At 57.2% G+C, this 26,021-nt stretch carries 24 protein-coding genes; 19 read left to right on the top strand and 5 right to left on the bottom strand.

The window, feature by feature from the left end; genetic code table 11:
- The first annotated feature begins 15 nt into the window (after nt 1–15).
- The gene (yfcD, locus tag AFK65_RS13730) at nt 16–591 is read left to right on the top strand and encodes an NUDIX hydrolase YfcD (RefSeq protein WP_038856653.1); all 576 of its coding nucleotides are present in this window, start codon (nt 16–18) and stop codon (nt 589–591) included.
- A 67-nt stretch (nt 592–658) separates the two neighbouring features.
- Here the strand turns inward: yfcD and AFK65_RS13725 are convergent, their stop codons facing one another.
- A complete protein-coding gene (locus AFK65_RS13725; RefSeq protein ID WP_007700020.1) occupies nt 659–1,237 on the bottom strand; it encodes a TetR/AcrR family transcriptional regulator in 579 nt (192 codons plus the stop codon).
- 270 nt (nt 1,238–1,507) lie between these two features.
- Here AFK65_RS13725 and AFK65_RS13720 point away from each other — a divergent pair, with 270 nt between their 5' ends.
- Both AFK65_RS13720 and AFK65_RS13715 read left to right on the top strand, forming a co-directional pair.
- Nucleotides 1,508–1,852, top strand: a complete 345-nt coding sequence (locus tag AFK65_RS13720) for a RamA family antibiotic efflux transcriptional regulator (RefSeq protein ID WP_007700018.1) — start codon at nt 1,508–1,510, stop codon at nt 1,850–1,852.
- Nucleotides 1,853–1,920: 68 nt separating this feature from the next.
- Complete coding sequence (locus tag AFK65_RS13715) at nt 1,921–2,172, top strand: DUF1158 domain-containing protein (protein ID WP_007700015.1); 252 nt, start codon at nt 1,921–1,923, stop codon at nt 2,170–2,172.
- Between the two features lie 66 nt (nt 2,173–2,238).
- On the opposite strand, the gene pta is transcribed toward AFK65_RS13715, so the two are convergent.
- Both pta and ackA read right to left on the bottom strand, forming a co-directional pair.
- Nucleotides 2,239–4,377 (bottom strand): phosphate acetyltransferase, encoded by a 2,139-nt coding sequence (pta, locus tag AFK65_RS13710; RefSeq protein ID WP_038856654.1) that lies wholly within the window; start codon nt 4,375–4,377, stop codon nt 2,239–2,241.
- 81 nt (nt 4,378–4,458) lie between these two features.
- Nucleotides 4,459–5,661: an acetate kinase gene (gene ackA, locus AFK65_RS13705; protein WP_032804786.1), complete on the bottom strand. Its 1,203-nt coding sequence runs from the start codon at nt 5,659–5,661 to the stop codon at nt 4,459–4,461.
- Between the two features lie 334 nt (nt 5,662–5,995).
- On the opposite strand from ackA, the gene yfbV reads away from it, so the two are divergent.
- The 4 genes from yfbV (at nt 5,996) to AFK65_RS13685 (ending at nt 9,641) form a co-directional block, all read left to right on the top strand.
- The gene (gene yfbV / locus AFK65_RS13700; RefSeq protein WP_032804785.1) at nt 5,996–6,451 is read left to right on the top strand and encodes a terminus macrodomain insulation protein YfbV; all 456 of its coding nucleotides are present in this window, start codon (nt 5,996–5,998) and stop codon (nt 6,449–6,451) included.
- A gap of 86 nt (nt 6,452–6,537) precedes the next feature.
- Entirely contained in the window at nt 6,538–7,032 is a 495-nt protein-coding gene (locus AFK65_RS13695) for a YfbU family protein (protein ID WP_007700002.1), read from the top strand.
- A 12-nt stretch (nt 7,033–7,044) separates the two neighbouring features.
- The gene (locus AFK65_RS13690; protein ID WP_038856656.1) at nt 7,045–7,704 is read left to right on the top strand and encodes a sugar phosphatase; all 660 of its coding nucleotides are present in this window, start codon (nt 7,045–7,047) and stop codon (nt 7,702–7,704) included.
- Between the two features lie 104 nt (nt 7,705–7,808).
- Complete coding sequence (locus tag AFK65_RS13685) at nt 7,809–9,641, top strand: SLC13 family permease (RefSeq protein ID WP_038856658.1); 1,833 nt, start codon at nt 7,809–7,811, stop codon at nt 9,639–9,641.
- 5 nt (nt 9,642–9,646) lie between these two features.
- Here the strand turns inward: AFK65_RS13685 and yfbR are convergent, their stop codons facing one another.
- Nucleotides 9,647–10,246: a 5'-deoxynucleotidase gene (gene yfbR, locus AFK65_RS13680; protein ID WP_007699992.1), complete on the bottom strand. Its 600-nt coding sequence runs from the start codon at nt 10,244–10,246 to the stop codon at nt 9,647–9,649.
- Between the two features lie 80 nt (nt 10,247–10,326).
- Nucleotides 10,327–11,541 (bottom strand): alanine transaminase AlaA, encoded by a 1,215-nt coding sequence (gene alaA, locus AFK65_RS13675; RefSeq protein ID WP_007699989.1) that lies wholly within the window; start codon nt 11,539–11,541, stop codon nt 10,327–10,329.
- 952 nt (nt 11,542–12,493) lie between these two features.
- Between alaA and lrhA the strand changes: the two genes are divergently transcribed.
- The 12 genes from lrhA (at nt 12,494) to nuoL (ending at nt 25,945) form a co-directional block, all read left to right on the top strand.
- On the top strand, nt 12,494–13,429 hold the full coding sequence (gene lrhA, locus AFK65_RS13670; protein ID WP_032804783.1) for a transcriptional regulator LrhA: 936 nt from the start codon (nt 12,494–12,496) through the stop codon (nt 13,427–13,429).
- Between the two features lie 617 nt (nt 13,430–14,046).
- Nucleotides 14,047–14,496: an NADH-quinone oxidoreductase subunit NuoA gene (gene nuoA / locus AFK65_RS13665; RefSeq protein ID WP_007776781.1), complete on the top strand. Its 450-nt coding sequence runs from the start codon at nt 14,047–14,049 to the stop codon at nt 14,494–14,496.
- A gap of 15 nt (nt 14,497–14,511) precedes the next feature.
- The gene (locus AFK65_RS13660; protein ID WP_004388648.1) at nt 14,512–15,186 is read left to right on the top strand and encodes a NuoB/complex I 20 kDa subunit family protein; all 675 of its coding nucleotides are present in this window, start codon (nt 14,512–14,514) and stop codon (nt 15,184–15,186) included.
- A gap of 87 nt (nt 15,187–15,273) precedes the next feature.
- Nucleotides 15,274–17,085: an NADH-quinone oxidoreductase subunit C/D gene (gene nuoC / locus AFK65_RS13655; protein WP_104673974.1), complete on the top strand. Its 1,812-nt coding sequence runs from the start codon at nt 15,274–15,276 to the stop codon at nt 17,083–17,085.
- 2 nt (nt 17,086–17,087) lie between these two features.
- Nucleotides 17,088–17,588 carry an NADH-quinone oxidoreductase subunit NuoE gene (gene nuoE / locus AFK65_RS13650; protein WP_007699978.1) on the top strand — a complete coding sequence of 167 codons (501 nt, stop codon included), beginning with the start codon at nt 17,088–17,090 and terminating at the stop codon, nt 17,586–17,588.
- Complete coding sequence (gene nuoF / locus AFK65_RS13645; protein ID WP_007699974.1) at nt 17,585–18,922, top strand: NADH-quinone oxidoreductase subunit NuoF; 1,338 nt, start codon at nt 17,585–17,587, stop codon at nt 18,920–18,922. Before nuoE ends, nuoF begins: the two co-directional genes overlap by 4 nt.
- A 54-nt stretch (nt 18,923–18,976) precedes the next feature.
- Nucleotides 18,977–21,703 (top strand): NADH-quinone oxidoreductase subunit NuoG, encoded by a 2,727-nt coding sequence (gene nuoG, locus AFK65_RS13640; RefSeq protein ID WP_038856694.1) that lies wholly within the window; start codon nt 18,977–18,979, stop codon nt 21,701–21,703.
- Nucleotides 21,700–22,680 carry an NADH-quinone oxidoreductase subunit NuoH gene (nuoH, locus tag AFK65_RS13635; protein WP_007699968.1) on the top strand — a complete coding sequence of 327 codons (981 nt, stop codon included), beginning with the start codon at nt 21,700–21,702 and terminating at the stop codon, nt 22,678–22,680. The genes nuoG and nuoH overlap by 4 nt, the downstream gene beginning before the upstream one ends.
- Nucleotides 22,681–22,694: 14 nt before the next feature.
- Nucleotides 22,695–23,237, top strand: coding sequence for an NADH-quinone oxidoreductase subunit NuoI (nuoI, locus tag AFK65_RS13630; protein WP_004388259.1), 543 nt, complete (start codon nt 22,695–22,697; stop codon nt 23,235–23,237).
- Between the two features lie 10 nt (nt 23,238–23,247).
- Complete coding sequence (gene nuoJ, locus AFK65_RS13625) at nt 23,248–23,811, top strand: NADH-quinone oxidoreductase subunit J (RefSeq protein ID WP_007699965.1); 564 nt, start codon at nt 23,248–23,250, stop codon at nt 23,809–23,811.
- Nucleotides 23,808–24,110, top strand: a complete 303-nt coding sequence (gene nuoK / locus AFK65_RS13620) for an NADH-quinone oxidoreductase subunit NuoK (RefSeq protein WP_004388260.1) — start codon at nt 23,808–23,810, stop codon at nt 24,108–24,110. Before nuoJ ends, nuoK begins: the two co-directional genes overlap by 4 nt.
- Nucleotides 24,107–25,945: an NADH-quinone oxidoreductase subunit L gene (gene nuoL, locus AFK65_RS13615; protein ID WP_007699963.1), complete on the top strand. Its 1,839-nt coding sequence runs from the start codon at nt 24,107–24,109 to the stop codon at nt 25,943–25,945. Before nuoK ends, nuoL begins: the two co-directional genes overlap by 4 nt.
- The last annotated feature ends 76 nt before the right edge of the window (nt 25,946–26,021 follow it).

Below are 26,021 nucleotides of genomic sequence, written 5' to 3'. Positions count from 1 at the left end.
AAAGAAGGTTTCCTGATGGTGGAGCAGAATCATTTGGCAGACATGGAATGGGTGGACATTGTCAGTGAAGACAATGAGGTGATAGCGCAGTCCAGCCGGGCGCAGATGCGCGCAGAACGTTTGCGTCACCGCGCGACCTATATCGTGGTGCATGATGGCATGGGCAAAATCCTGGTGCAGCGCCGCACCGATATCAAAGACTTTATGCCTGGCATGCTCGACGCCACCGCCGGCGGCGTGGTGCAGGCGGGCGAAGCGCTGCTTGAGAGCGCCCGTCGCGAGGCGGAAGAGGAGCTGGGCATCGCGGGCGTTCCTTTTGCCGAGCATGGACAGTTCTACTTTGAAGATGAGCATTGCCGCGTCTGGGGCGGGCTGTTCAGCTGCGTCTCCCACGGCCCGTTCGCGCTTCAGGAGAGCGAAATCAGCGAAGTATGCTGGATGGAGCCGGAAGAGATAACGGCGCGCTGCGATGAATTTACGCCGGATACGCTAAAAGCGCTTTCGCTCTGGCTGAGCCGTAACGCGGGCCAGGAGAGCAGCGGTCACAGTAAAGAGAAAGAGCAGGAAGAGAAAAACCCCTCGCTCAGTTAAGCGTCGCGGCCCCGCGGTCGCCAGGACGACGCGCGGGGCGGCTTCTACGGCGTCAACGCCATGCGGATTAGCTTTCGCACAACGCCCGCCACAACGTATCAAATCCCACGGCTTTAAACTCGTCAGAGCGCGCCGGCTCGCGCGTCGCGAAATCCATGGTCGTCTGCGCCAGCGCAAAGAATATATCATCGCCAAACGCGCGAAATTCACTGGAGCGGAACAACGGCAAAATGCATTTCTCGCAAAGCTCATGGAGCTCCGGATAGATATCGGTCACAAGCTTTTCGCTCTCATCGGTAATACGGCTGCTGACTTCGAGCTTACGCGCGGCCAGATTGGCTTCCGGTTTGGTCAGTCCCCAGTCGATAAAGCTGTTCCAGACGTAACGAATATTTTCTTTATGGTCGTTGTTACTGTCGAGCTTGCCTATCATCGAACGGCAGAAATCCTGCTTCAGATGAACATACAGCGCGTTATACAGGTCGTCCTTGGAGGCGAAATAGCGAAACACGGTGCCTTCAGCCACACCCGCTTTACGCGCGATAAGCGCCGTCGGTGCGCCAAGTCCCGCCTCGGCTATCGCTTCGGTGGCGGCTTCGAGAATCGCCATTCTTTTATCTTCACTGCGGGGACGCGCCACGGACATTGCTCTCCTGTAAAAAGGGCAGATTGAATCACGACTCGCCGATCCGCTGCAAGGCTTGCGATCACAGGAAAAAACAGAGTTGACGAATCGGCCGACATTCCTATAATGAGTGTTTACTCACTCATTATCAAGATTCACCGGACGGTATTTTCACTGCGCCGCGTGTGGGCCTTCTGCGCCTGGAAATGAGCGGGTCGCTCATGCGAGCCGGAATTCAGGGCAGGCGAACGCCTGATATATCACTGCGATTACCACTACTGGAGGGATTCTATGGAACTTCCCGCTCAGGTTATTGAAACGCTGACCGACTGGATTGACGACAACCTTCACAAGCCGTTGCGCATTGATGATATTGCGCGCCACGCGGGCTATTCGAAGTGGCACCTGCAGCGGCTTTTCCATCACCACAAAGGGGAGAGCATCGGGCGCTATATCCGTGAGAAAAAGCTGCGGCTGGCGGCGCAGGATCTGCGGGCCACCAACGACCGCGTGCTGGATATCTCAATGAAATATGGGTTCGACTCTCAGCAAACTTTCACCAGGCTGTTCACGCGTAAATTTCAGATGTCGCCGGGCACCTGGCGCAAACAGGGTGACGCCCCGACGAACCACTGAAGGCGCGCGGTTTGCATAGCGCGTCATATTGCCTGACAATGCGCTTTTGAACCAACCGAAAGCCTCTCATGAAGCATCCTCTTGAAACGCTGATCACCGCTGGCGGCATTCTGCTGCTGGCGTTTCTCTCCTGCCTGCTGCTGCCGGCGCCGAGACTTACGCTGACGCTGGCGCAACACCTGATGACAATGTTCCATCTGGTCGATCTTAACCAGCTCTATACCATTATTTTCTGCATCTGGTTTTTACTGCTCGGCGCGGTGGAGTATTACGTGATTCGCTTTATATGGCGGCGCTGGTTTTCGCTGGAGCGTGCATAAGCGCGATACTGTCAGGGTATAAAAAAGGCCGCATCGCGCGGCCTTTTGCTTTCTTGCTGGCAGTGATTACTGCTGTGACGCCTGAATCGCCGTCAGCGCGATGGTATAGACGATATCGTCAACCAGCGCGCCGCGGGAGAGGTCGTTAACCGGCTTGCGCATACCCTGCAGCATCGGCCCGATGGAGATCAGGTCGGCAGAGCGCTGTACCGCTTTGTACGTGGTGTTACCGGTGTTCAGATCCGGGAAGATGAACACAGTAGCGCGGCCGGCAACCGGTGAGTTCGGCGCTTTGGATTTCGCTACGTCAGCCATAACCGCGGCGTCATACTGCAGCGGGCCGTCGATAACCAGATCCGGGCGTTTTTCCTGCGCCAGTCTGGTCGCTTCACGCACTTTTTCTACATCGCTGCCCGCACCGGAGGTGCCGGTAGAGTAGGAGAGCATCGCCACGCGCGGTTCGATGCCGAAAGCGGCAGCGGAATCGGCGGACTGAATCGCGATTTCTGCCAGCTGCTCTGCGGTCGGATCCGGGTTGATCGCGCAGTCGCCGTAAACGTAAACCTGTTCCGGCAGCAGCATGAAGAACACAGAAGACACCAGCGAGCTGCCCGGCGCCGTTTTGATGAGCTGCAGCGGCGGACGGATGGTGTTCGCGGTGGTGTGTACCGCGCCGGAGACCAGACCGTCGACTTCGTCCTGCTCCAGCATCAGCGTGCCGAGCACCACGTTATCTTCCAGCTGCTCGCGGGCGACCGCTTCGGTCATCCCTTTGCTCTTACGCAGCTCAACCAGACGCGCCACGTAGCTTTCACGCACCACTTCCGGATCGACGATTTCGATGCCGGTGCCCAGTTCTACGCCCTGTGCGGCAGCAACGCGCGCGATTTCATCCGGGTTACCCAGCAGCACGCAGGTCGCGATGCCGCGTTCGGCGCAGATGGCCGCCGCTTTCACGGTACGCGGCTCGTCGCCTTCCGGCAGCACGACGCGTTTGCCCGCTTTACGCGCAAGCTCGGTCAACTGGTAGCGGAACGCCGGCGGAGAGAGACGACGGCTGCGCTCGGACGTGGCGGTCAGGGAGTCGATCCACTCGGCGCTGACGTGGCTTGCCACATATTCCTGCACTTTTTCAATACGCTCGTGGTCGTCAGCCGGCACTTCAAGGTTGAAGCTCTGCAGGCTGAGCGAGGTCTGCCAGGTATTGGTGTTCACCATAAATACCGGCAGGCCGGTGGCGAAAGCGCGTTCGCACAGCTTGCTGATGCGCTCGTCCATTTCATAACCGCCGGTCAGCAGGATGGCGCCGATTTCCACGCCGTTCATCGCGGCAAGGCAGGCGGCCACTAACACATCCGGACGATCCGCGGAGGTGACCAGCAGGGAGCCCGGACGGAAGTGTTCCAGCATATGCGGAATGCTGCGCGCGCAGAAGGTCACCGATTTCACGCGGCGGGTTTTGATATCGCCTTCGTTAACGATGGTCGCGTTCAGGTGACGGGCCATATCGATAGCGCGGGTGGCTATCAGATCAAAGCTCCACGGCACCGCGCCCAGAACCGGCAGCGGGCTGATGGCCTGCAGGTGCTGCGCGTCGATGTTGATGATTTTCGCTTTGGTGGAGTCATCGAAAATCTCGGAGAGATCCGGGCGCGTGCGGCCCTGCTCATCCACTGGCGCGTTCAGTTTGTTGACGATAACGCCGGTGATGTTGGCGTTTTTGCTGCCGCCGAAGCTGCTGCGGGTCAGCTCGATACGCTCTTTCAGCTGTTCCGGGGTATCGGTGCCCTGAGACATCACAAACACGATTTCCGCGTTCAGGGTCTTCGCGATTTCATAGTTCAGCGACTGGGCGAACTGATGCTTGCGGGTCGGCACCAGGCCTTCCACCAGCACCACTTCCGCATCTTTGGTGTTTTCATGGAAGCGAGCAATGATCTCTTCCATCAGCACGTCTTTCTGGTTGCTGGAGAGCAGCGACTCGACGTGGCTCATGCGCAGCGGTTCAGCAGCCGGCAGATTGGTGTTAGCGCGCACGATGGTCGTGGTCTGGTCCGGCGTATCGCCGCCAGTACGTGGCTGGGCGATAGGTTTGAAGACGCTCAGACGAACGCCTTTACGTTCCATAGCGCGGATCACGCCGAGGCTGACGCTGGTCAGGCCGACGCTGGTTCCGGTAGGAATAAGCATAATGATACGGGACACGGTTTATCCTCTTTTTGTTGCAGCCAGCCCGCGGCTGGCACCACATAAAACAACACCGCCAGCGAGGCTGGCGGTGAGGGATCAGGCGGTCAGGCGGCAGGCGTCCTGCGCGATAACCAGTTCTTCGTTGGTCGGAATGACCATCGCGAGGGTGGTGCCTTCTTTGTTGATGAAGCCGGATTTGCCGAAACGCGCGGCCAGGTTGCGCTCGTGGTCAACCTCGAAGCCCAGCACGCCCAGCTTGCCGAGGGAGAGTTCGCGAACCATCGCCGCGTTCTCGCCGATGCCGCCGGTGAAGACGACCGCGTCCAGACGACCTTCCATCAGCGCGGTGTAGGAGCCGATGTATTTCGCCAGACGGTGGCAGTAAACGTCCATCGCGCGCTTCGCGTCTTCTTTGGTCGCGTAGTTGTCTTCAACATAGCGGCAGTCGCTGGTCACTTCGGTCAGGCCCAGCAGGCCGGACTCTTTGGTCAGCAGTTTGTTGATGTCATCAACGCTCATGCCCAGCGCGTCGTGCAGATGGAAGACGATAGCCGGGTCGATGTCGCCGGAGCGGGTGCCCATGACCAGACCTTCCAGCGGGGTCAGACCCATGGAGGTGTCAACGCATTTGCCGTTACGGATAGCGGAAACAGAACCGCCGTTGCCCAGGTGGCAAGTGATGATGTTCACTTCTTCCACCGGCTTGTTCAGCATTTTCGCGGCTTCCTGCGTCACATAGAAGTGGCTGGTGCCGTGCGCGCCGTAGCGACGGATGCCGTGTTCTTTGTACAGTTTGTACGGCAGGGCATAGAGGTAAGACTCTTCCGGCATGGTCTGATGGAACGCGGTGTCGAAGACGGCCACGTTTTTATCCGCCAGGTGCGGGAAGGATTTCAGCGCTTCGGCGATACCGATCAGGTGAGCCGGGTTGTGCAGCGGCGCGAAGGAGGCGGAATCTTTGATGCCCTGAATAACAGTCTCATCAATGACCACGGAACTGGTATACTTTTCGCCACCGTGCACGATACGATGACCAATCGCAGTCAGCTGTGCAGACAGCTCTGGTTTTTGTGCCAGAATAGTATTAACGATGAAGTTCAGCGCTTCGCTGTGAGCCGCACCGGCGCCAAGCGCCGCTTCTTGTTTGCCGCCATCCATTTTCCATTTGATACGCGCTTCAGGAAGATGGAAACATTCGGCCAGACCGGACAGGTACTCTTCACCGTTCAGTGCATCGATGATGGCAAATTTCAGTGAGGAGCTACCGCAGTTGAGAACCAGTACTAACTTACTCGACATGGAAGTACCTATTAATGATACGTGGCTAAAAAAACGTCAGTGAGTCTCTCAGCGTAGCGTAAGATGACGCCGACATTTATGATTAACGTCATAGCGAAGAGAGATTCTGCTGTGACGAAGAAATAAACAGAGTTTACGCCATTTTGCGCAAATTTCCGGCGCGAAAGACGGCCTTAAAGATTTGACAGCGCGGGCTTTGCCTTCTACGCCATCGCAGGCGCGCACAGGATAACTGATTGCGACTTGCATTGACAAAATATTTTGAACGTTGTCATAGAGAGTTGTTATCTTGCAGAAAAATTTTATTTTTTATTAATGAAGTTGAGGTAAGGCCATGTCGACACCTGAAAATCGCCCCGTGAGCTTTTTTAGCCTGTTTCGTCGTGGGCAACACTACTCAAAGACCTGGCCGATTGATAAACGTCTGGCGCCGGTCTTTGTCGAAAACCGCGTGATTCGCGCCACGCGCTTCGCGATCCGCATCATGCCGCCCGTCGCCGTGTTTACGCTCTGCTGGCAGATTGCGCTCGGCGGCCAGCTTGGGCCCGCCGTCGCCACGGCGCTGTTCGCGCTGAGTATGCCGATGCAGGGCCTGTGGTGGCTCGGCAAGCGCTCCGTCACGCCTCTGCCCCCCGGCACGCTGAGCTGGTTTTATGAAGTCCGCACCAAATTGCAGGAGGCGGGGCAGGCGCTCGCGCCGGTGGAAGGCAAGCCTGATTATCAGGCGCTGGCCGACACCCTGAAACGTGCGTTTAAGCAACTTGATAAAACTTTTCTTGATGACTTGTAATTGATCAAAAGACGTTTGGGCAAAAAAAGGCAAAGTAAGGGCAGTATCCCACTTTGATCGGGCTTCGCCTGTAACAGGAGCACACCATGGAAATGACCCATGCCCAGCGTCTTATTCTCTCCAACCAGTACAAAATGATGACCCTGCTCGATCCGGAAAATGGCGAGCGCTATCGCCGCCTGCAAACTATTATCGAGCGCGGCTACGGGTTACAGATGCGCGAACTCGACCGCGATTTCGGCGAGCTCAGCGAAGAAACCTGCCGCACTGTCATCGACGTCATGGAGATGTATCACGCCCTCCAGGTCTCCAGAGCCAATATGAAAGACGGCCATACCATCGATGAGCGTCGCGTTACCTTTTTAGGCTTCGACGCGGCCACCGAAGCGCGCTTTCTGGGTTACGTGCGGTTTCTGGTCAATACCGAAGGGCGCTATACCCATTTCGACGCCGGCACGCACGGCTTTAACGCGCAAACCCCGATGTGGGAGAAATATCAACGGATGCTGAAAGTGTGGCAGGCGTGCCCGCGTCAGTATCATTTGTGCGCCAACGAAATTATGCAAATTATTAACGCCTGACGGGAGAAGGCTGTGGAATGTAAAGGGTTTTTGTTCGATCTTGACGGTACGCTGGTGGATTCTCTGCCTGCTGTTGAACGTGCCTGGTGTCACTGGGCGGATCGCTTTGGCATCGCGCATGACGAGGTGCTGGGCTTTATTCACGGTAAGCAGGCGATCACGTCGCTGCGCCACTTTATGGCGGGACACAGCGAAGACGAGATCATGGCGGAGTTTCATCGTCTGGAACAAATAGAAGCGAGCGATACCGAGGGCATCGTCGCGCTGCCGGGAGCGCTGGCGCTGCTGAACTATCTGAACGATGCCCGCATTCCCTGGGCCATTGTGACCTCAGGCTCCATGCCGGTCGCCTCGGCGCGTCGCGGCGCGACGGGGTTGCCGGAGCCCGAAGTGTTCGTTACCGCTGAGCGCGTGAAGCGCGGCAAACCTGAGCCGGATGCCTATCTGCTCGGCGCTGAGCTGCTGGGTCTGGCGCCTCACGAGTGCGCCGTCGTGGAAGACGCGCCGGCGGGTATTCTCTCCGGTCTTGCGGCGGGTTGCCCGGTGATTGCCGCCAATCCGCCAGCCGATACGCCGCGTCTTGACGAGGCGGCGCTGGTGATTAAAACCCTTGACGAGCTGGTTCTGGAAAAAGGGGCGGACGGCTGGGTAAGCGTTAAAAAGCGGCCGTAACGGCCCGCCGACCTCAGGCGCTCTCGCGCCACCTCTCTTTTACGGCGGGTCGCTTCCCGCCGTTTTCGTTTCCTCAGGCCGTGATGACAACAAAAGGATACGTTGTGAATGGTGAATTAATCTGGGTGCTGGCTCTGCTCGGCGTGGCGGTCTTACTCTTCGCCACCGGGAAAATCCGTATGGATGCCGTCGCGCTGCTGGTGATTGTGGCGTTCATCCTTAGCGGTACGCTAACCGTTAATGAAGCGTTTGCAGGTTTCAGCGATCCCAACGTCATTCTTATCGCCGCGCTGTTTGTGATTGGCGACGGGCTGGTGCGCACCGGCGTCGCGACCAAAATGGGCGCCTGGTTGGTGCAGATGGCGGGCAGCAGCGAAACCCGTATGTTAGTGCTCCTGATGCTGACCGTCGCCGGGCTGGGGGCGTTTATGAGCTCCACCGGCGTGGTGGCGATATTTATTCCGGTGGTGATAAGCGTTTGCGCGCGGATGAAAATCGCGCCGTCGCGGCTGATGATGCCGTTAAGCTTCGCCGGGCTTATCAGCGGCATGATGACCCTGGTGGCGACGCCGCCAAATCTGGTCGTTAACAGCGAACTGCTGCGCGAAGGGCATCCGGGCTTTGGGTTTTTCAGCGTGACGCCCGTGGGGCTCGCCATTCTCGTGCTGGGCATTCTTTATATGCTGGTGATGCGCTTTATGCTCGGCTCCGGTGACAGCCGCGAGAAGCCGCAGGCGTGGAGCCGTCGCACCTTTCGCGATTTTATCCGCGATTATCATCTCACCGGCCGGGCGCGCCGCCTGGCGATTCGTCCCGGTTCGCCGCTTATCGGTCATCGCCTTGACGATCTTAAACTGCGCGAGCGCTACGGCGCGAACGTCATCGGCGTCGAACGCTGGCGCCGTTTTCGCCGTGTCATTGTGGATGTTAACGGCGTGACGGAGTTTCGGGCGCGGGACGTATTGCTGATAGATATTTCCGCGTCTGATATCGATTTGCGCCAGTTTTGCAGCGAGCAGCAGCTGGAGCCGATGATTCTGCGCGGCGACTATTTTTCCGATCAGGCGCTGGATGTCGGTATGGCCGAGCTCTCGCTGACGCCGGAAGGCACGATGGCCGGCAAAACGGTCCGTGAGCTAAATTTCCGTAGCCGCTACGGGCTGAATGTCGTCGGCATTAAACGCCAGGGTAAAGCGTTACCGGGCGCTATCGTGGATGAGCCGCTGGAGCTTGGCGATTTACTTTTAGTGGTCGGTACCTGGAAGCTCATCAGCCAGCTCGGACAGAAAAGCCGCGATGTGGTGGTGCTGAACCTGCCGGTGGAGGAGAGCGACGCTTCGCCCGCCCACAGCCAGGCGCCGCACGCTATCTTCTGCCTGGCGCTGATGGTGGCGATGATGCTGACGGATGAAATTCCGAATCCCGTCGCTGCGATTATAGCGTGCCTGCTGATGGGCAAATTTCGCTGTATCAACCCGGAAAGCGCCTGGAAAGCTATTCACTGGCCAAGCATTATTCTTATTGTCGGGATGATGCCATTCGCGCAGGCGCTGCAAAAAACCGGCGGGGTTTCGCTTATCGTCGACGGCCTGATGCGCATCGGCGGCGGCTATGGCCCACATATGATGCTCGGCTGCCTGTTTATCATGTGTGCCGTTATTGGGCTGTTTATCTCCAATACCGCGACGGCCGTGTTGATGGCGCCGATCGCGCTGGCGGCGGCGAAAACCATGGGCGTGTCGCCGTATCCGTTCGCGATGGGCGTGGCGATGGCGGCGTCAGCGGCCTTTATGACGCCGGTGTCGTCGCCGGTCAATACGCTGGTGCTGGGGCCAGGGAATTACCGCTTCAGCGATTTCGTGAAAACCGGCGTGCCGTTCACGCTTATCGTGATGGCGGTCTGTGTACTGTTAATCCCTGTGCTGTTCCCGTTCTGAGCCGCTCAGAGCGGGGAGTCCTGGCTGATTTCATCTAAGGAAAGATGGAAGCTCGGCACAAAGACCTGCATAAAATAGTCCATTTCGGCGCTGTGCCGCTGCGCCAGCGTTTTTTCCAGACGGCTTTTGGCGAGCAGGAATTCATTATTGCCCGCCGAAAGCTCTTCCAGACATTTCAGGTAAGCGCACAGCGCGTCCGCCTGTTTCACCAGCGATTTTTCATCTTCCGTGTAGTGATGTTCATCAAGCAGCGGGGCGAAAATGTCCTGCAACTCTTCCGGCACCATCGCAATCAGCTTCTGCTGGGCGATTTTCTCGATGGCCTTATATTCGTGGGCTATCTGGGAGTTGAAATATTTCACCGGGGTAGGCAGATCGCCCGTCAGCACTTCGCTGGCGTCGTGGTACATCGCCAGCAGCGCGATACGCTCGGGATTGACGTTGCCCTGAAACTTGCGGTTTTTAATGACCGCGAGCGCATGAGCGACCATCGCCACCTGCAGACTGTGTTCAGAGACATTTTCAGTGCGCACATTGCGCATCAGCGGCCAGCGGTTGATTAACTTGAGGCGGGAAAGGTAGGCGAAAAAATGACTCTGACTCATAAAGATCCCTTGTCTGTGACTGCGACAAAAAACCATTGTGAGGGGAGCGGGGGGAAGATGCAAATCTCCCCCCGAATCGGTTACTGATGGTAGCCGGAAAGGAAGCGGCCCAGCTTAGTGATGGCAAGATCGAGCTCGTCGATGCGCGGCAGCGTCACGATACGTACATGGTCCGGCCACGGCCAGTTGAATGCGGTGCCCTGAACCAGCAGCACTTTTTCCTGAAGCAGGAAATCAAGCACCATTTTCTGATCGTCGTGAATAGTAAAACGCTTCGCGTCGATCTTCGGGAACATATAGAGCGCGCCGCGCGGTTTTACGCAGCTGACGCCCGGGATCTCATTGATTAGCTCCCAGGCGCGGTTGCGCTGCTCATAGAGCCGCCCGCCGGGCACGATAAATTCGCTGATGCTCTGGTAACCGCCAAGCGCCGTCTGAATGGCGTGCTGCGCGGGAACATTCGCGCACAGGCGCATTGAAGCGAGCATTTCCAGCCCTTCGATATACCCTTTGGCGTGTTTTTTCGGCCCGTTCAGCACCATCCAGCCCTGGCGGAAACCCGCCACGCGGTAGGTTTTGGAGAGGCCGTTAAAAGTGACGGTGAGCAGATCCGGCGCCAGCGCGGCGATCGAGTGGTGCTGGGCGTCGTCGTAGAGGATCTTGTCGTAAATTTCGTCGGCGAAAATAATGAGATTGTGCTGGCGGGCAATCTCAACGATGTCCAGCAGCAGTGCTTTCGAATAGACCGCGCCGGTCGGGTTGTTCGGGTTAATAATGACAATTCCGCGGGTGCGCGGCGTGATTTTGGCGCGAATGTCGTCGAGATCCGGGAACCAGTCTGAAGATTCATCGCAAAGATAGTGCACCGCTTTGCCCCCGGAGAGCGACACCGCCGCCGTCCACAGCGGGTAATCGGGCGCGGGCACCAGCATCTCGTCGCCGGTATTCAGCAACGCCTGCATCGCCTGAACGATAAGTTCTGACACGCCGTTGCCGATATAAATATCTTCTACCGTCACATCGCGCATGTCGCGCGCCTGGTAGTGCTGCATGATAGCTTTACGGGCGGAATAGAGCCCTTTGGAGTCGCAGTAGCCCTGCGCGGTTGGAAGATTGCGGATGACATCCACAAGAATTTCGTCGGGGGCGTCAAAGCCGAAAGGCGCCGGGTTGCCGATATTCAGCTTAAGAACTTTTTGACCTTCCTCTTCGAGGCGTTTGGCCTCTTTAAGCACCGGGCCGCGGATGTCATAGCAGACATTGTCGAGCTTACTGGATTTTTCGATGGGCGACATAACGTCAGAACCTTACTTGTTTTGCGCTTCCTGCCATGGAAGCCGATGACCGACAATTTACTCCTCCCGTCCAGGGTTTTAAAGCCTCGCCGGTAGAGACGTTACGCCAGCGAACCTCTTTCAGGCTAGTGTTATGTTCCTTATAAATTACCTTAGTTTTTATAAAATATTGTAAAGTGAAGTGAGTTGTGTTTTTTGTGCTGGTATAAGTTTTAACTATGGTCGATGCCACCATACGCAGAAACATACAACATTAGCGCGTTAATTAATTCACGCGATATGAAATTTACCTACAGAAAATAGCGGGGATTTACCTGCACACTTATTGAGGCGAAAAGGCCGTGGTATAACGCGCTTTGTAACGATCTTGTTATATGAAACAGCCGGGAAATAATGAATTATTAAATAATATTAATTATTGGTATGGGGGATGTCTGTAATAGAGTTACGAAAATTTAGAAATTTGCTGGTCCGTATAAGTAAAATCGCATGGAGTCTTAAAAAAAGAACAAATTTGCGATATTATGAAGCCCCTGGCGCGAGACGTTTCGCCAGCACAGCCAGGCCGGAAGCACCCTTTCAGGCAACTGGTTGTTTCTATAGTCATTCAGGACACGAGTCAGGCATAGTTATATACTCTTCTTTTTCTTTTGTCAGAGTATGTTAAGGTCGCAAAGTTGTTGCTTTTCGCCTTAGCCAACGTAGCCAGATTTTTAATTCAAATCACGGGTTCGATGTGCAAAATATTTGACGTAAGGGCACAGCGATAGCAGAAAAAAGCACCCTTTTACTGTTTTAATAACCAGGGGTTTGAATTAGAAAAGCGCATGGCGGTCTTCCGACGCGGGTTGTGTTAGCCCGGAAGCATGCTTCAAAAGGAATTGCTTTCTTTCCTTTACACATAGCAACAGACGGTGCCCGCTGCGTGCGGTTACCTGAAAGTGATAACAATATGATTAACGCAAATCGTCCGATCTTAAACCTCGACCTCGATCTGCTGAGAACGTTTGTCGCAGTCGCCGATCTGAATACGTTTGCCGCTGCGGCGGCAGCGGTATGCCGTACGCAGTCGGCCGTCAGCCAGCAGATGCAGCGCCTGGAGCAACTGGTCGGTAAAGAGCTTTTTGCCCGCCACGGGCGTAATAAACTCTTAACCGAACACGGCATCCAGTTGCTGGGTTACGCACGAAAAATTTTGCGCTTCAACGATGAAGCATGCACTTCGCTAATGTATAGCAATTTGCAGGGCATTCTGACCATTGGCGCTTCTGACGAATCGGCGGATACCATCCTGCCGTACCTTCTCAACCGCATTAGTTCAGTCTATCCGAAACTGGCGATTGATGTACGCGTTCAGCGTAACCCGTACATTATCGAAATGCTCAACCAGCAGGAGATAGACCTGGTCGTCACCACGCATCAGCCGGAGAATCTGGATTCGCTGGTGCTGCGTACGTCGCCGACGCTCTGGTATTGCGCGGCGGATTATACGCTGCATAAAAATGAAGCGGTGCCGCTGGTGATGCTTGATGAGCCGAGCCCGCACCGCGACGTCATCATTGAGCAGCTTAACGCGGCGAACGTGCCGTGGCGTATCTCTTACGTCGCTTCCACGCTGCCTGCGGTGCGCGCCGCCGTGAAAGCGGGCCTTGGCATTACCGCGCGCCCGGTGGAGATGATGAGTCCTGAACTGCGCGTGCTGGGCACGTCAGACGGTCTGCCTGTGCTGCCGGAGACGCAGTATATGCTGTGTCGCAACACCAACAGCAAAAACGAAATGGCGGAAATCATCTTCCAGGCGATGGAAAGCCATTATCAGCCGTGGCGTTACAGCGCTGCGCTTGAAGGTGGTGACGATACGCTGCTGGTGCAGGGCGATCTGGAATAATTTTTCGTTTTTGTTAAAGCGTTGTTAATGAAGCCTCTGCGGGTCATTGGACCATCAGAGGCTTTTTTTATACACTTTTTATGGCTAAGTGGTTGTAATTATCCCTAATCAAAATAGCGTTTCATCCGATTATCCCTTCAGATATGCCGCTTTTACGCGACGTATGTCAGCAGAAAATTTTACTTTTGTTGTTAAAAAGTGAGCGATTTTGTTGCCGTTTTTGCCGGTCAATTAACAAAAGCGTGTCTCAGATCAAGAAAATACTCCCGAGGAGGGGGAGGAATAGTCAGAAATTCCTGCCAAAATAAGGGGTGTTTATGTCTCCTCACTTTTAACGGACACGATTCACCCGCCGGGCTCCGTAGTCTCGCACGCGGCTCACAGGACGCTTAAAGCATCAAATGTTAAGGGTCTTGGGGAGATGTAAACTAATGTTAGGTTTCTTTTGTTAAAGTTGACAAAAGGTTATAGAAAGGAGTAAAAAACCCCATCAATTTGCTGCCTAAGTAATAATTCCGGCAGTTATTGTACGGTTGATTGTTCCTCCCCTTGAATCGATGTGGCGTTCATCTGCCAGCAAGAGCAGAGGCTTTAGCGCCACTTTTGATGAGTAAGCAATGAGTATGTCAACATCCACTGAAGTTATCGCTCATCACTGGGCGTTCGGTATCTTTCTTATTGTTGCCATTGGCCTGTGTTGTCTGATGCTGGTCGGCGCCTGGTTCCTTGGCGGACGCGCCCGCGCCAGGTACAAAAACACCCCGTTCGAATCGGGGATCGACTCGGTCGGCACCGCCCGCTTACGACTTTCCGCGAAGTTCTACCTGGTAGCGATGTTTTTCGTCATCTTCGACGTGGAAGCGCTCTATCTCTTCGCCTGGTCAACATCAGTTCGTGAAGTCGGCTGGCTCGGCTTTATCGAGGCCGCAATTTTCATTTTAGTGCTACTGGCTGGTCTGGTTTATCTGGTGCGCATCGGCGCGCTGGAGTGGACGCCTTCGCGCTCACGTCGCGAACGTTTGAACACCGAAGAAGCTGGCAGTCTCACTAATCGTCATACGCAGTAACAGCGAGGCAATAAGATGGACTATACGCTCACCCGCATAGATCCCGACGGTGAGAATGACCGTTACCCCCTGCAAAAACAGGAGATTGTGACTGATCCTCTGGAACAGCATGTACACCGCAGCGTCTACATGGGCAAGCTCGAGCATGCCCTGCATGACATGGTGAACTGGGGGCGTAAAAACTCCCTGTGGCCTTACAACTTCGGCCTTTCCTGCTGCTACGTGGAGATGGTGACCTCGTTCACCGCGGTCCATGACGTCGCGCGTTTCGGCGCGGAAGTCCTGCGTGCTTCCCCGCGTCAGGCGGATTTCATGGTGGTCGCCGGTACGCCGTTTACCAAAATGGCCCCGGTGATTCAGCGTCTGTATGACCAGATGCTGGAGCCGAAATGGGTTATTTCCATGGGCGCCTGTGCGAACTCCGGCGGCATGTACGATATTTATTCCGTCGTGCAGGGCGTGGACAAATTCCTGCCCGTGGATGTGTACATCCCAGGCTGTCCGCCGCGCCCGGAAGCGTATATGCAGGCGCTGATGCTGCTGCAGGAGTCGATTGGCAAAGAGCGCCGTCCGCTTTCGTGGGTGGTTGGCGATCAGGGCGTTTATCGCGCCAACATGCAGTCAGAGCGTGAGCGTAAACGCGGCGAACGTATCGCAGTCACCAACCTGCGTACGCCGGACGAAATTTAATTTGCGCCTGCGGGAGGTCGCTTCTCACGTATACCAATAAACGACAGCGAGAAGCCGCCGCCCGACAGTCATCACAGACCATTGGCAATGGTGAACAATATGACCGATTTAACTGCGCAAGACGCCGTTTTGCCTGTGTGGCAGACCAGGGATCACCTCGACGACCCGGTTATTGGCGAACTGCGTAACCGTTTTGGGCCGGATGCCTTTACTGTTCAGGCCACCCGCACCGGGGTTCCGGTTGTCTGGGTCAAGCGTGAACAATTACTGGAAGTTGGCGAATTTTTACGAAAGCTGCCTAAACCCTACGTCATGCTGTATGACCTGCATGGCATGGACGAGCGCCTTCGCACCCACCGCAACGGTTTACCGGCTGCGGATTTTTCCGTTTTCTACCACCTGCTTTCCATCGATCGCAACCGCGACATCATGCTGAAAGTGGCGCTCTCTGAAAACGATCTCAACGTGCCGACCTTTACCCGTCTTTTCCCGAACGCCAACTGGTATGAGCGTGAAACCTGGGAGATGTTCGGTATTACGTTCACCGGTCACCCGAACCTGCGCCGCATCATGATGCCGCCGACCTGGGAAGGGCACCCGCTGCGTAAAGACTACCCGGCGCGCGCGACGGAATTCGATCCCTTCACGCTCACTAAGCAAAAAGAAGAGCTGGAAATGGAAGCGCTGACCTTCAAGCCCGAAGAGTGGGGCATGAAGCGCGGCAACGACACTGAAGATTTCATGTTCCTGAACCTCGGCCCGAACCACCCGTCGGCGCACGGTGCGTTCCGTATCATCTTGCAGCTGGACGGCGAAGAGATCGTCGACTGCGTACCGGATATCGGCTACCACCACCGCGGCGCGGAGAAAATGGGCGAGCGTCAGTCCTGGCACAGCTACATTCCTTACACCGACCGCGTCGAATATCTCGGCGGCTGCGTAAACGAAATGCCGTACGTGCTGGCCGTGGAAAAACTGGCGGGGATTGAGGTGCCGGAGCGCGTGGAAGTGATCCGCGTGATGCTCTCTGAGCTGTTCCGCATCAACAGCCACCTGCTGTACATCTCGACGTTTATCCAGGACGTCGGCGCGATGACGCCGGTCTTCTTCGCCTTTACCGATCGTCAGAAAATCTACGATCTGGTCGAAGCGATTACCGGTTTCCGTATGCACCCGGCCTGGTTCCGTATCGGCGGCGTCGCGCACGATCTGCCGCGCGGCTGGGATCGCCTGCTGAAAGAGTTCCTGGAGTGGATGCCGAAGCGCCTCGACTCCTACGTCAAAGCGGCGCTGAAAAACACCATCCTGAAAGGCCGTTCTCAGGGCGTGGCGGCGTATGACGCCAAAGAAGCGCTGGCATGGGGCACCACCGGCGCTGGCCTTCGCGCCACCGGTATCGATTTCGACGTGCGTAAAGCGCGCCCGTACTCTGGCTACCAGAACTTTGAGTTCGAAGTGCCGGTCGGCGGCGGCATCAGCGATTGCTACACCCGCGTGATGCTGAAAGTCGAAGAAGTGCGCCAGTCGCTGCGTATCCTTGAGCAGTGCCTGAAGAACATGCCGGAAGGCCCGTTCAAAGCGGATCACCCGCTGACCACGCCGCCGCCGAAAGAGCGCACGCTGCAACATATCGAAACCCTGATTACCCACTTCCTGCAGGTTTCCTGGGGCCCGGTCATGCCGGCCAACGAATCCTTCCAGATGATTGAGGCAACCAAGGGGATTAACAGTTACTACCTGACCAGCGACGGCAGCACCATGAGCTACCGTACCCGCGTCCGTACGCCGAGCTTCCCGCATCTGCAGCAGATCCCTTCGGTGATCCGCGGCAGCCTGGTGTCCGACCTGATTGTCTATCTGGGTAGTATCGATTTTGTAATGTCTGATGTGGATCGCTAACTATGCACGAGAATCAACAACCACAGAACGAGGCTTTTGAGCTGAGTGCGGCAGAGCGTGAGGCGATTGAGCACGAGAAGCACCACTACGAAGACCCGCGTGCGGCGTCCATTGAAGCGCTGAAAATCGTTCAGAAGCAGCGTGGCTGGGTGCCGGACGGCGCTATCTATGCGATAGCGGACGTCCTCGGCATTCCGGCGAGCGACGTCGAAGGGGTCGCGACCTTCTACAGCCAGATCTTCCGCCAGCCGGTAGGCCGTCACGTTATTCGCTACTGCGACAGCGTGGTGTGCCACATCACCGGCTATCAGGGAATTCAGTCCGCGATTGAAAAACATCTGAGCATCAAACCGGGCCAGACCACGTTTGACGGACGTTTCACCCTGCTGCCGACCTGCTGCCTTGGCAACTGCGACAAAGGGCCGACCATGATGATTGATGAGGACACTCACAGTTATCTGACGCCGGAAGGGATCCCTGAACTTCTGGAGCAGTACAAATGAAACAGATTATTCGTACTGCCGAAACGCATCCGCTGACCTGGCGTATGCGCGACGACAAGCAGCCGGTCTGGCTTGAAGAATACCGCAGCAAAAACGGCTACGAAGGCGCCCGCAAGGCGCTAACCGGCATGGCGCCGGATGAAATCGTCAATGCCGTGAAAGACGCTGGCCTGAAAGGGCGCGGCGGCGCGGGCTTCTCCACTGGTCTGAAATGGAGCCTGATGCCGAAAGACGAATCCATGAACATCCGTTACCTGCTGTGTAACGCCGATGAAATGGAGCCGGGCACCTATAAAGACCGCATGCTGATGGAACAGCTGCCGCACCTGCTGGTGGAAGGCATGCTGATCTCCGCGTTCGCGCTGAAAGCGTACCGCGGTTACATCTTCCTGCGCGGCGAGTACATCGAAGCCGCCGAACGTCTGCGCCGCGCTATCGCGGAAGCGACCGAAGCCGGGCTGCTTGGCAAAAACATTCTCGGTTCAGGGTTCGATTTTGAACTCTTCGTGCACACCGGGGCGGGCCGCTATATCTGCGGCGAAGAGACGGCGCTAATCAACTCGCTGGAAGGCCGCCGCGCCAACCCGCGTTCCAAGCCGCCATTTCCGGCGTCCAGCGGTGTGTGGGGTAAACCGACCTGCGTTAACAACGTAGAAACCCTGTGCAACGTGCCGGCCATTCTCGCCAACGGCGTGGAGTGGTATCAGGGCCTGTCTGCCAGCGAAGACAAAGGCACCAAGCTGATGGGCTTCTCCGGGCGCGTGAAAAACCCGGGCGTCTGGGAGCTGCCGTTCGGCACCACCGCGCGTGAAATCCTCGAAGAGTACGCGGGCGGCATGCGTGACGGCCTGAAATTTAAAGCCTGGCAGCCGGGCGGCGCGGGGACAGACTTCCTGACCGACGCGCACCTCGATCTGCCGATGGAGTTCGCCAGCATTGGTAAAGCGGGCAGCCGTCTCGGCACTGCGCTGGCGATGGCCGTCGACCACGAAATCAATATGGTGTCGCTGGTACGTAACCTGGAAGAGTTCTTCGCGCGCGAGTCCTGCGGCTGGTGTACGCCGTGCCGTGACGGCCTGCCGTGGAGCGTTAAAATCCTGCGCGCGCTGGAGCGCGGCGAAGGGCAGCCGGGGGATATCGAAACCCTGGAGCAGCTCTGCCGCTTCCTGGGCCCGGGTAAAACGTTCTGCGCCCATGCGCCAGGTGCCGTAGAGCCACTTCAGAGCGCCATTAAATATTTCCGTGACGAATTCGAAGCGGGCATTAAGCAGAGCCCCGGCAACACCCGTGCCATTAATGGTATTCAGCCGAACCTGCTCAAGACGCGCTGGTAAAAGCATTTTGATTAACGCCTGGCTCGCGCCAGGCCAACTGGAAGCATGCTGACTATGGCTACGATTCATGTAGACGGCAAAGAATATGAGGTAGACGGCGCGGACAACCTGCTGCAGGCGTGTCTGTCGCTCGGCCTCGATATTCCTTATTTTTGCTGGCATCCGGCGCTGGGTAGCGTTGGTGCCTGCCGCCAGTGCGCGGTGAAGCAATATCAGAACGCGGAAGATACCCGTGGTCGCCTGGTGATGTCCTGCATGACGCCGGCATCCGATGGCACCTTTATTTCTATTGACGACAACGAAGCGAAACAGTTCCGCGAAAGCGTCGTGGAGTGGCTGATGACCAACCACCCACACGACTGCCCGGTCTGTGAAGAGGGCGGCAACTGCCACCTGCAGGATATGACCGTGATGACCGGCCATAGCTTCCGTCGCTACCGCTTCACCAAACGTACTCACCGCAATCAGGATCTGGGGCCGTTCATCAATCATGAGATGAACCGCTGCATCGCCTGCTATCGCTGCGTGCGTTACTACAAAGATTACGCTGACGGCACCGATCTCGGTGTGTACGGCGCGCATGACAACGTCTATTTCGGTCGCCCGGAAGACGGTACGCTTGAGAGCGAATTCTCCGGTAACTTGGTCGAAATCTGCCCGACCGGCGTTTTCACGGATAAAACGCACTCCGAGCGTTACAACCGTAAATGGGATATGCAGTTTGCGCCGAGCATCTGCCAGCAGTGCTCGCTGGGCTGTAACACCAGCCCTGGCGAACGTTATGGCGAGCTGCGCCGTATCGAAAACCGCTATAACGGTACCGTTAACCACTACTTCCTGTGCGACCGCGGCCGTTTTGGCTACGGCTACGTCAACCTGAAAGACCGTCCGCGTCGTCCGGTTCAGCGCCGTGGCGATGATCTGATCACCCTCAACGCCGAGCAGGCGATGCAGGGCGCGGCGGATATTCTGCGCCAGTCGAAGAAAGTCATCGGTATCGGCTCTCCGCGCGCGAGCGTTGAAAGCAACTTCGCGCTGCGCGAACTGGTCGGGGCGGAAAACTTTTATACCGGCATCGCGGCGGGCGAGCAGGAACGTCTGCAACTGATGCTGAAAGTGCTGCGCGACAGCGGCATCCGCACACCGGCGCTGCGTGAGATTGAATCTTACGATGCCGTGCTGGTGCTGGGCGAAGACATCACCCAGACCGGCGCGCGCGTGGCGCTGGCGGTACGTCAGGCGGTGAAAGGCAAAGCGCGTGAAATGGCGGCGGCCCAGAAAGTGGCTGACTGGCAGATCGCGGCCATCCTGAACATCGGCCAGCGCGCCAAACATCCGCTGTTCGTGACCAACGTCGACAGCACCCGTCTGGACGATATCGCCGCGTGGACCTACCGCGCGCCGGTGGAAGATCAGGCGCGTCTCGGTTTTGCCATCGCCAACGCGCTGGACGCCGCATCGCCTGCGGTTGACGGGCTGGATCGCGACCTGCAAAACAAAGTCGACGTGATTGTGCAGGCGCTGGCAGGGGCGAAGAAGCCGCTGATTATCTCCGGCACCAACGCCGGCAGCGTCGACGTGATCCAGGCGGCCGCGAACGTGGCGAAAGCCCTGAAAGGCCGCGGCGCGGATGTCGGTATTACGATGATCGCCCGCGCGGTTAACAGCGTCGGTCTCGGCATGATTGGCGGCGGTTCGCTTGACGACGCGCTGAACGAGCTGGAAACCGGCAGCGCTGACGCCGTCATTGTGTTGGAAAACGATCTGCATCGTCACGCCTCGGCGGCGCGTGTAGACGCGGCACTTGCGAAAGCGCCGCTGGTCATGGTGATTGACCATCAGCGCACCGCGATCATGGATCACGCGCATCTCGTGCTCTCCACCGCGAGCTTCGCTGAAAGCGACGGCACGGTCATTAACAACGAAGGCCGCGCGCAGCGCTTCTTCCAGGTCTATGACCCGTCGTACTACGACAACACCGTGACCATGCTGGAAAGCTGGCGCTGGCTGCATTCGCTGCACAGCACGCTGGAAAACCGCCATCCGGACTGGACGCAGCTCGACCATGTGATCGACGCCTGCATCGCGAAACTGCCGCATCTGGCGGGCATTAAAAACGCCGCGCCGGACGCGACCTTCCGCATCCGCGGCCAGAAACTGGCGCGCGAACCGCATCGTTACAGCGGCCGCACCGCGATGCGCGCCAACATCAGCGTTCACGAGCCGCGCCAGCCGCAGGATAAAGACACCATGTTCTCCTTCTCAATGGAAGGGAACAACCATCCGGACGCGCCACGTTCTCAGGTGCCGTTCGCCTGGGCGCCGGGCTGGAACTCCCCGCAGGCCTGGAACAAATTCCAGGACGAAGTGGGCGGTCACCTGCGTCACGGCGATCCGGGCGTGCGCCTCATCGAGGCGGGCGAGGGCGCTATCGACTACTTCACGACCGTACCGCAGCGTTTCGCGCCGCAGGAAGGCCAGTGGCGTATCGCGCCTTACTATCATCTGTTCGGCAGCGACGAGCTGTCGCAGCGCTCGCCGGTCTTCCAGAGCCGCATGCCGCAGCCGTACATCCGCCTGAATCCGGCCGATGCCGCGAAGCTTGGCGTCAACGCGGGCGCGAAAGTCTCCTTCAACTATGAAGGCCAGACCATCACGCTGCCGCTGCAGCTCTCTGAAGGGCTGTCGGAAGGGCAGGTCGGTCTGCCGATGGGGATGCCGGGCATTGCGCCTGTCATGGCTGGCGCTCGTCTTGAAAATCTGCAGGAGGCTGCGCAATGAGTTGGTTGACACCGGATGTTATCGAGATCCTGCTCAGCATCCTGAAAGCGGTGGTCATTCTGCTGGTGGTCGTGAGCTGCGGCGCGTTCATGAGTTTTGGGGAGCGCCGTCTGCTCGGCCTCTTCCAGAACCGTTACGGGCCGAACCGCGTTGGCTGGGGCGGTTCGCTCCAGCTGGTCGCGGATATGATCAAAATGTTCTTTAAAGAGGACTGGATCCCGCGCTTCTCCGACCGCGTTATCTTTACGCTGGCGCCAATGATCGCGTTCACCTCGCTGCTGCTGGCGTTCGCGATTGTGCCTGTCAGCCCGACCTGGGTCGTGGCGGATCTCAATATCGGGATCCTCTTCTTCCTGATGATGGCGGGCCTTGGCGTTTACGCGGTGCTGTTCGCCGGCTGGTCGAGCAACAACAAATACTCGCTGCTGGGCGCCATGCGCGCCTCCGCGCAGACGCTGAGCTACGAAGTGTTTCTCGGGCTCTCGCTGATGGGCGTTGTCGCGCAGGCCGGGTCGTTCAACATGACCGACATCGTCAACAACCAGGCGCATCTCTGGAACGTTGTCCCGCAGTTCTTTGGTTTCATCACTTTCGCTATCGCGGGCGTTGCGGTGTGTCACCGTCACCCGTTCGACCAGCCGGAAGCGGAGCAGGAACTGGCTGACGGTTACCACATCGAATATTCCGGCATGAAGTTCGGTCTGTTCTTCGTGGGCGAATATATCGGGATTGTGACCGTTTCTGCGCTGATCGTGACGCTGTTCTTCGGCGGCTGGCAGGGCCCCTGGTTACCGCCTTTCATCTGGTTCGCGCTGAAAACCGCGTTCTTCATGATGATGTTTATTTTGATTCGCGCCGCATTACCGCGTCCACGTTATGACCAGGTAATGTCCTTCGGCTGGAAAGTTTGCCTGCCGCTGACGCTTATCAATCTGCTGGTAACCGCGGCTGTCATTCTCTGGCAGACAGCGGCATAAGGGGTGAGAAAACCATGACATTGAAAGACATAGTGGTTGGTTTCGGCACCCAACTACGCAGTATCTGGATGATTGGCCTGCACGCGTTTTCCAAACGCGAAACGCGCATGTATCCGGAAGAGCCGGTTTATCTGCCGCCGCGCTACCGCGGCCGTATCGTGCTGACGCGCGATCCGGACGGTCAGGAGCGCTGTGTGGCCTGTAACCTCTGTGCGGTCGCCTGCCCGGTGGGCTGTATCTCTCTGCAAAAAGCGGAGACCGTAGACGGTCGCTGGTACCCGGAGTTTTTCCGCATCAACTTCTCACGCTGCATTTTCTGCGGCATGTGCGAAGAGGCCTGTCCGACTACCGCTATCCAGCTGACGCCGGATTTCGAGCTGGGCGAGTTTAAGCGCCAGGATCTGGTGTATGAAAAAGAGGACCTGCTGATCTCCGGTCCGGGCAAATACCCGGAATATAACTTCTACCGGATGGCGGGTATGGCAATCGACGGCAAAGATAAAGGCGACGCGGAAAACGAAGCCAAACCTATCGACGTCAAAGGCCTGTTACCTTAAGGAGTCAGGAATGGAATTCGCTTTTTATATCTGCGCCCTTGTGGCGGTCCTGACCACCGCCCGGGTGATCACCCACAGCAATCCGGTACACGCGCTGCTGTACCTGATTATCTCGCTGCTGGCGATCGCAGGCGTCTTTTTCTCACTGGGTGCTTATTTCGCCGGTGCGCTGGAGATCATTGTCTACGCAGGCGCCATCATGGTGCTCTTCGTGTTCGTGGTCATGATGCTGAACCTCGGCGATTCCGTGGTGCGTCAGGAGCGCGAATGGCTCAAACCGCAGATCTGGATTGGCCCTGGCATTCTCTCGGCGGTTCTGCTGGTGGTGATCGTTTACGCCATTCTGGGCGTTAACGATCAGGGCATCGAAGGCAACCCGATTAGCGCGAAAGCCGTCGGTACCGACCTGTTCAAAACGTATGTTCTGGCGGTTGAACTCGCGTCCATGCTGCTGCTGGCGGGCCTTGTCGTGGCCTTCCATCTTGGCCGTGAAGAGAAAGCGGGCGATGTGGTAAGCGTGCGCGGCGGGGCTCCGTCGGACGCGTCGAAAAGAAAAACGGAGGAGCGCGCATGATCCCGTTACAACATGGACTGATCCTGGCGGCTATTCTGTTCGTCCTGGGTCTGACCGGTCTGGTTATCCGCCGCAATCTGCTGTTTATGCTGATTGGGCTGGAAATCATGATTAACGCCGCCGCGCTGGCCTTCGTGGTCGCGGGCAGCTACTGGGGTCAGACCGACGGTCAGATAATGTATATCCTGGCGATTAGCTTAGCCGCGGCGGAAGCCAGTATCGGCCTTGCGCTGCTGCTGCAACTCCATCGTCGTCGCCAGAACCTGAATATCGATTCAGTAAGTGAGATGCGTGGATGAACCTGCTCGCATTAACCATTATTTTGCCATTGATTGGCTATATTCTGCTCGCCTTCTCCCGCGGTCGCTGGTCGGAAAACCTCTCCGCGACGGTTGGGGTCGGCTCTGTGGGACTGGCGGCGCTGGTCACCGCTTACGCTGGCATTGATTTCTTTAATAACGGTAAGCAAGCGTTCTCGCTGCCGCTGTGGACCTGGATGTCGGTCGGCGATTTCAACATCGGTGTTAACCTGGTGCTCGACGGCCTTTCGCTGACCATGCTCTCCGTGGTCACCGGCGTAGGCTTCCTGATCCACATGTTCGCGTCCTGGTATATGCGCGGCGAAGAAGGCTATTCCCGCTTTTTCGCCTACACCAACCTGTTTATCGCGAGCATGGTCGTGCTGGTGCTCTCCGATAACCTGCTGCTGATGTACCTCGGCTGGGAAGGCGTGGGCCTGTGCTCCTATCTGCTGATCGGTTTCTACTACACCGATCCGAAGAACGGGGCCGCCGCGATGAAAGCGTTTGTCGTGACCCGTGTGGGTGACGTCTTCCTCGCGTTCGCGCTGTTCATTCTCTACAACGAACTGGGCACGCTGAACTTCCGCGAAATGGTTGAACTGGCGCCGCAGCACTTCGCTAACGGCAATGAAATGCTGCGCTGGGCGACGCTGATGCTGCTTGGCGGCGCGGTGGGTAAATCCGCGCAGCTTCCGCTCCAGACCTGGCTTGCGGACGCGATGGCAGGCCCGACGCCGGTTTCCGCGCTGATCCACGCGGCGACCATGGTGACCGCGGGCGTTTATCTGATCGCCCGTACCCACGGCCTGTTCCTGCTGACGCCGGACGTGTTGCATCTGGTCGGTATCGTTGGCGCCATTACGCTGGTGCTGGCGGGCTTCGCCGCGCTGGTGCAGACCGACATCAAACGTGTTCTCGCGTATTCCACCATGAGCCAGATTGGCTACATGTTCCTGGCGCTTGGCGTTCAGGCGTGGGATGCGGCGATTTTCCACCTGATGACGCACGCGTTCTTTAAAGCGCTGCTGTTCCTCTCGTCCGGCTCCGTCATTCTGGCGTGCCACCACGAGCAGAACATCTTCAAAATGGGCGGCCTGCGTAAATCCATTCCGCTGGTTTACGCCTGCTTCCTGGTGGGCGGCGCGGCGCTTGCGGCACTGCCGGTCGTGACCGCAGGCTTCTACAGTAAAGATGAAATTCTGTGGGGCGCTGCTGCCAACGGCCATAACTACTTAATGCTGGCGGGTCTGGTTGGCGCGTTCCTGACGTCCATCTATACCTTCCGCATGATTTTCATCGTGTTCCACGGCGAAGAAAAAATTCACGCACACGCAGGGAAGGGGATCACCCATCATCTGCCGCTTATCGTGCTGCTGGTGCTTTCCACCTTTGTCGGCGCGCTGATTACGCCGCCGCTGGCGGGCGTATTGCCGGAAAACCACTTCGGTCACGACGGCAAAATGGCGCTGGAAATCACCTCGGGCGTGGTGGCGATTGTCGGTATCCTGATCGCCGCCTGGCTGTGGCTTGGCAAGCGTACGCTGGTCACCGCCGTCGCCAAAAGCGCGCCGGGTCGTTTCTTCGGCACCTGGTGGTATCACGCCTGGGGCTTCGACTGGCTGTATGACAAAGTGTTCGTTAAGCCTTTCCTGGGCATCGCCTGGCTGCTGCAACGCGATCCGCTGAATGCGCTGATGAACATTCCGGCCATCCTGTCCCGCTACGCAGGCCGCGGTCTGCTGCTGAGCGAGAACGGTTACCTGCGCTGGTATGTGGCGTCCATGAGCGTCGGTGCGGTAGTCGTACTGGTGTTGCTGATGGTGTTGCGTTGATTCATAAGTGAATTTTAAAAGAATTCGTTGAAAATCAAGTCCGAAAGGACAGGCGTTATCAGCGAAGCCACCGTGG

Source organism: Cronobacter universalis NCTC 9529 (genome assembly GCF_001277175.1).
Lineage (GTDB): Bacteria > Pseudomonadota > Gammaproteobacteria > Enterobacterales > Enterobacteriaceae > Cronobacter > Cronobacter universalis.
Note: the sequence above shows the minus strand (reverse complement) of the source record. Positions and strands in the feature narration are given on the sequence as shown.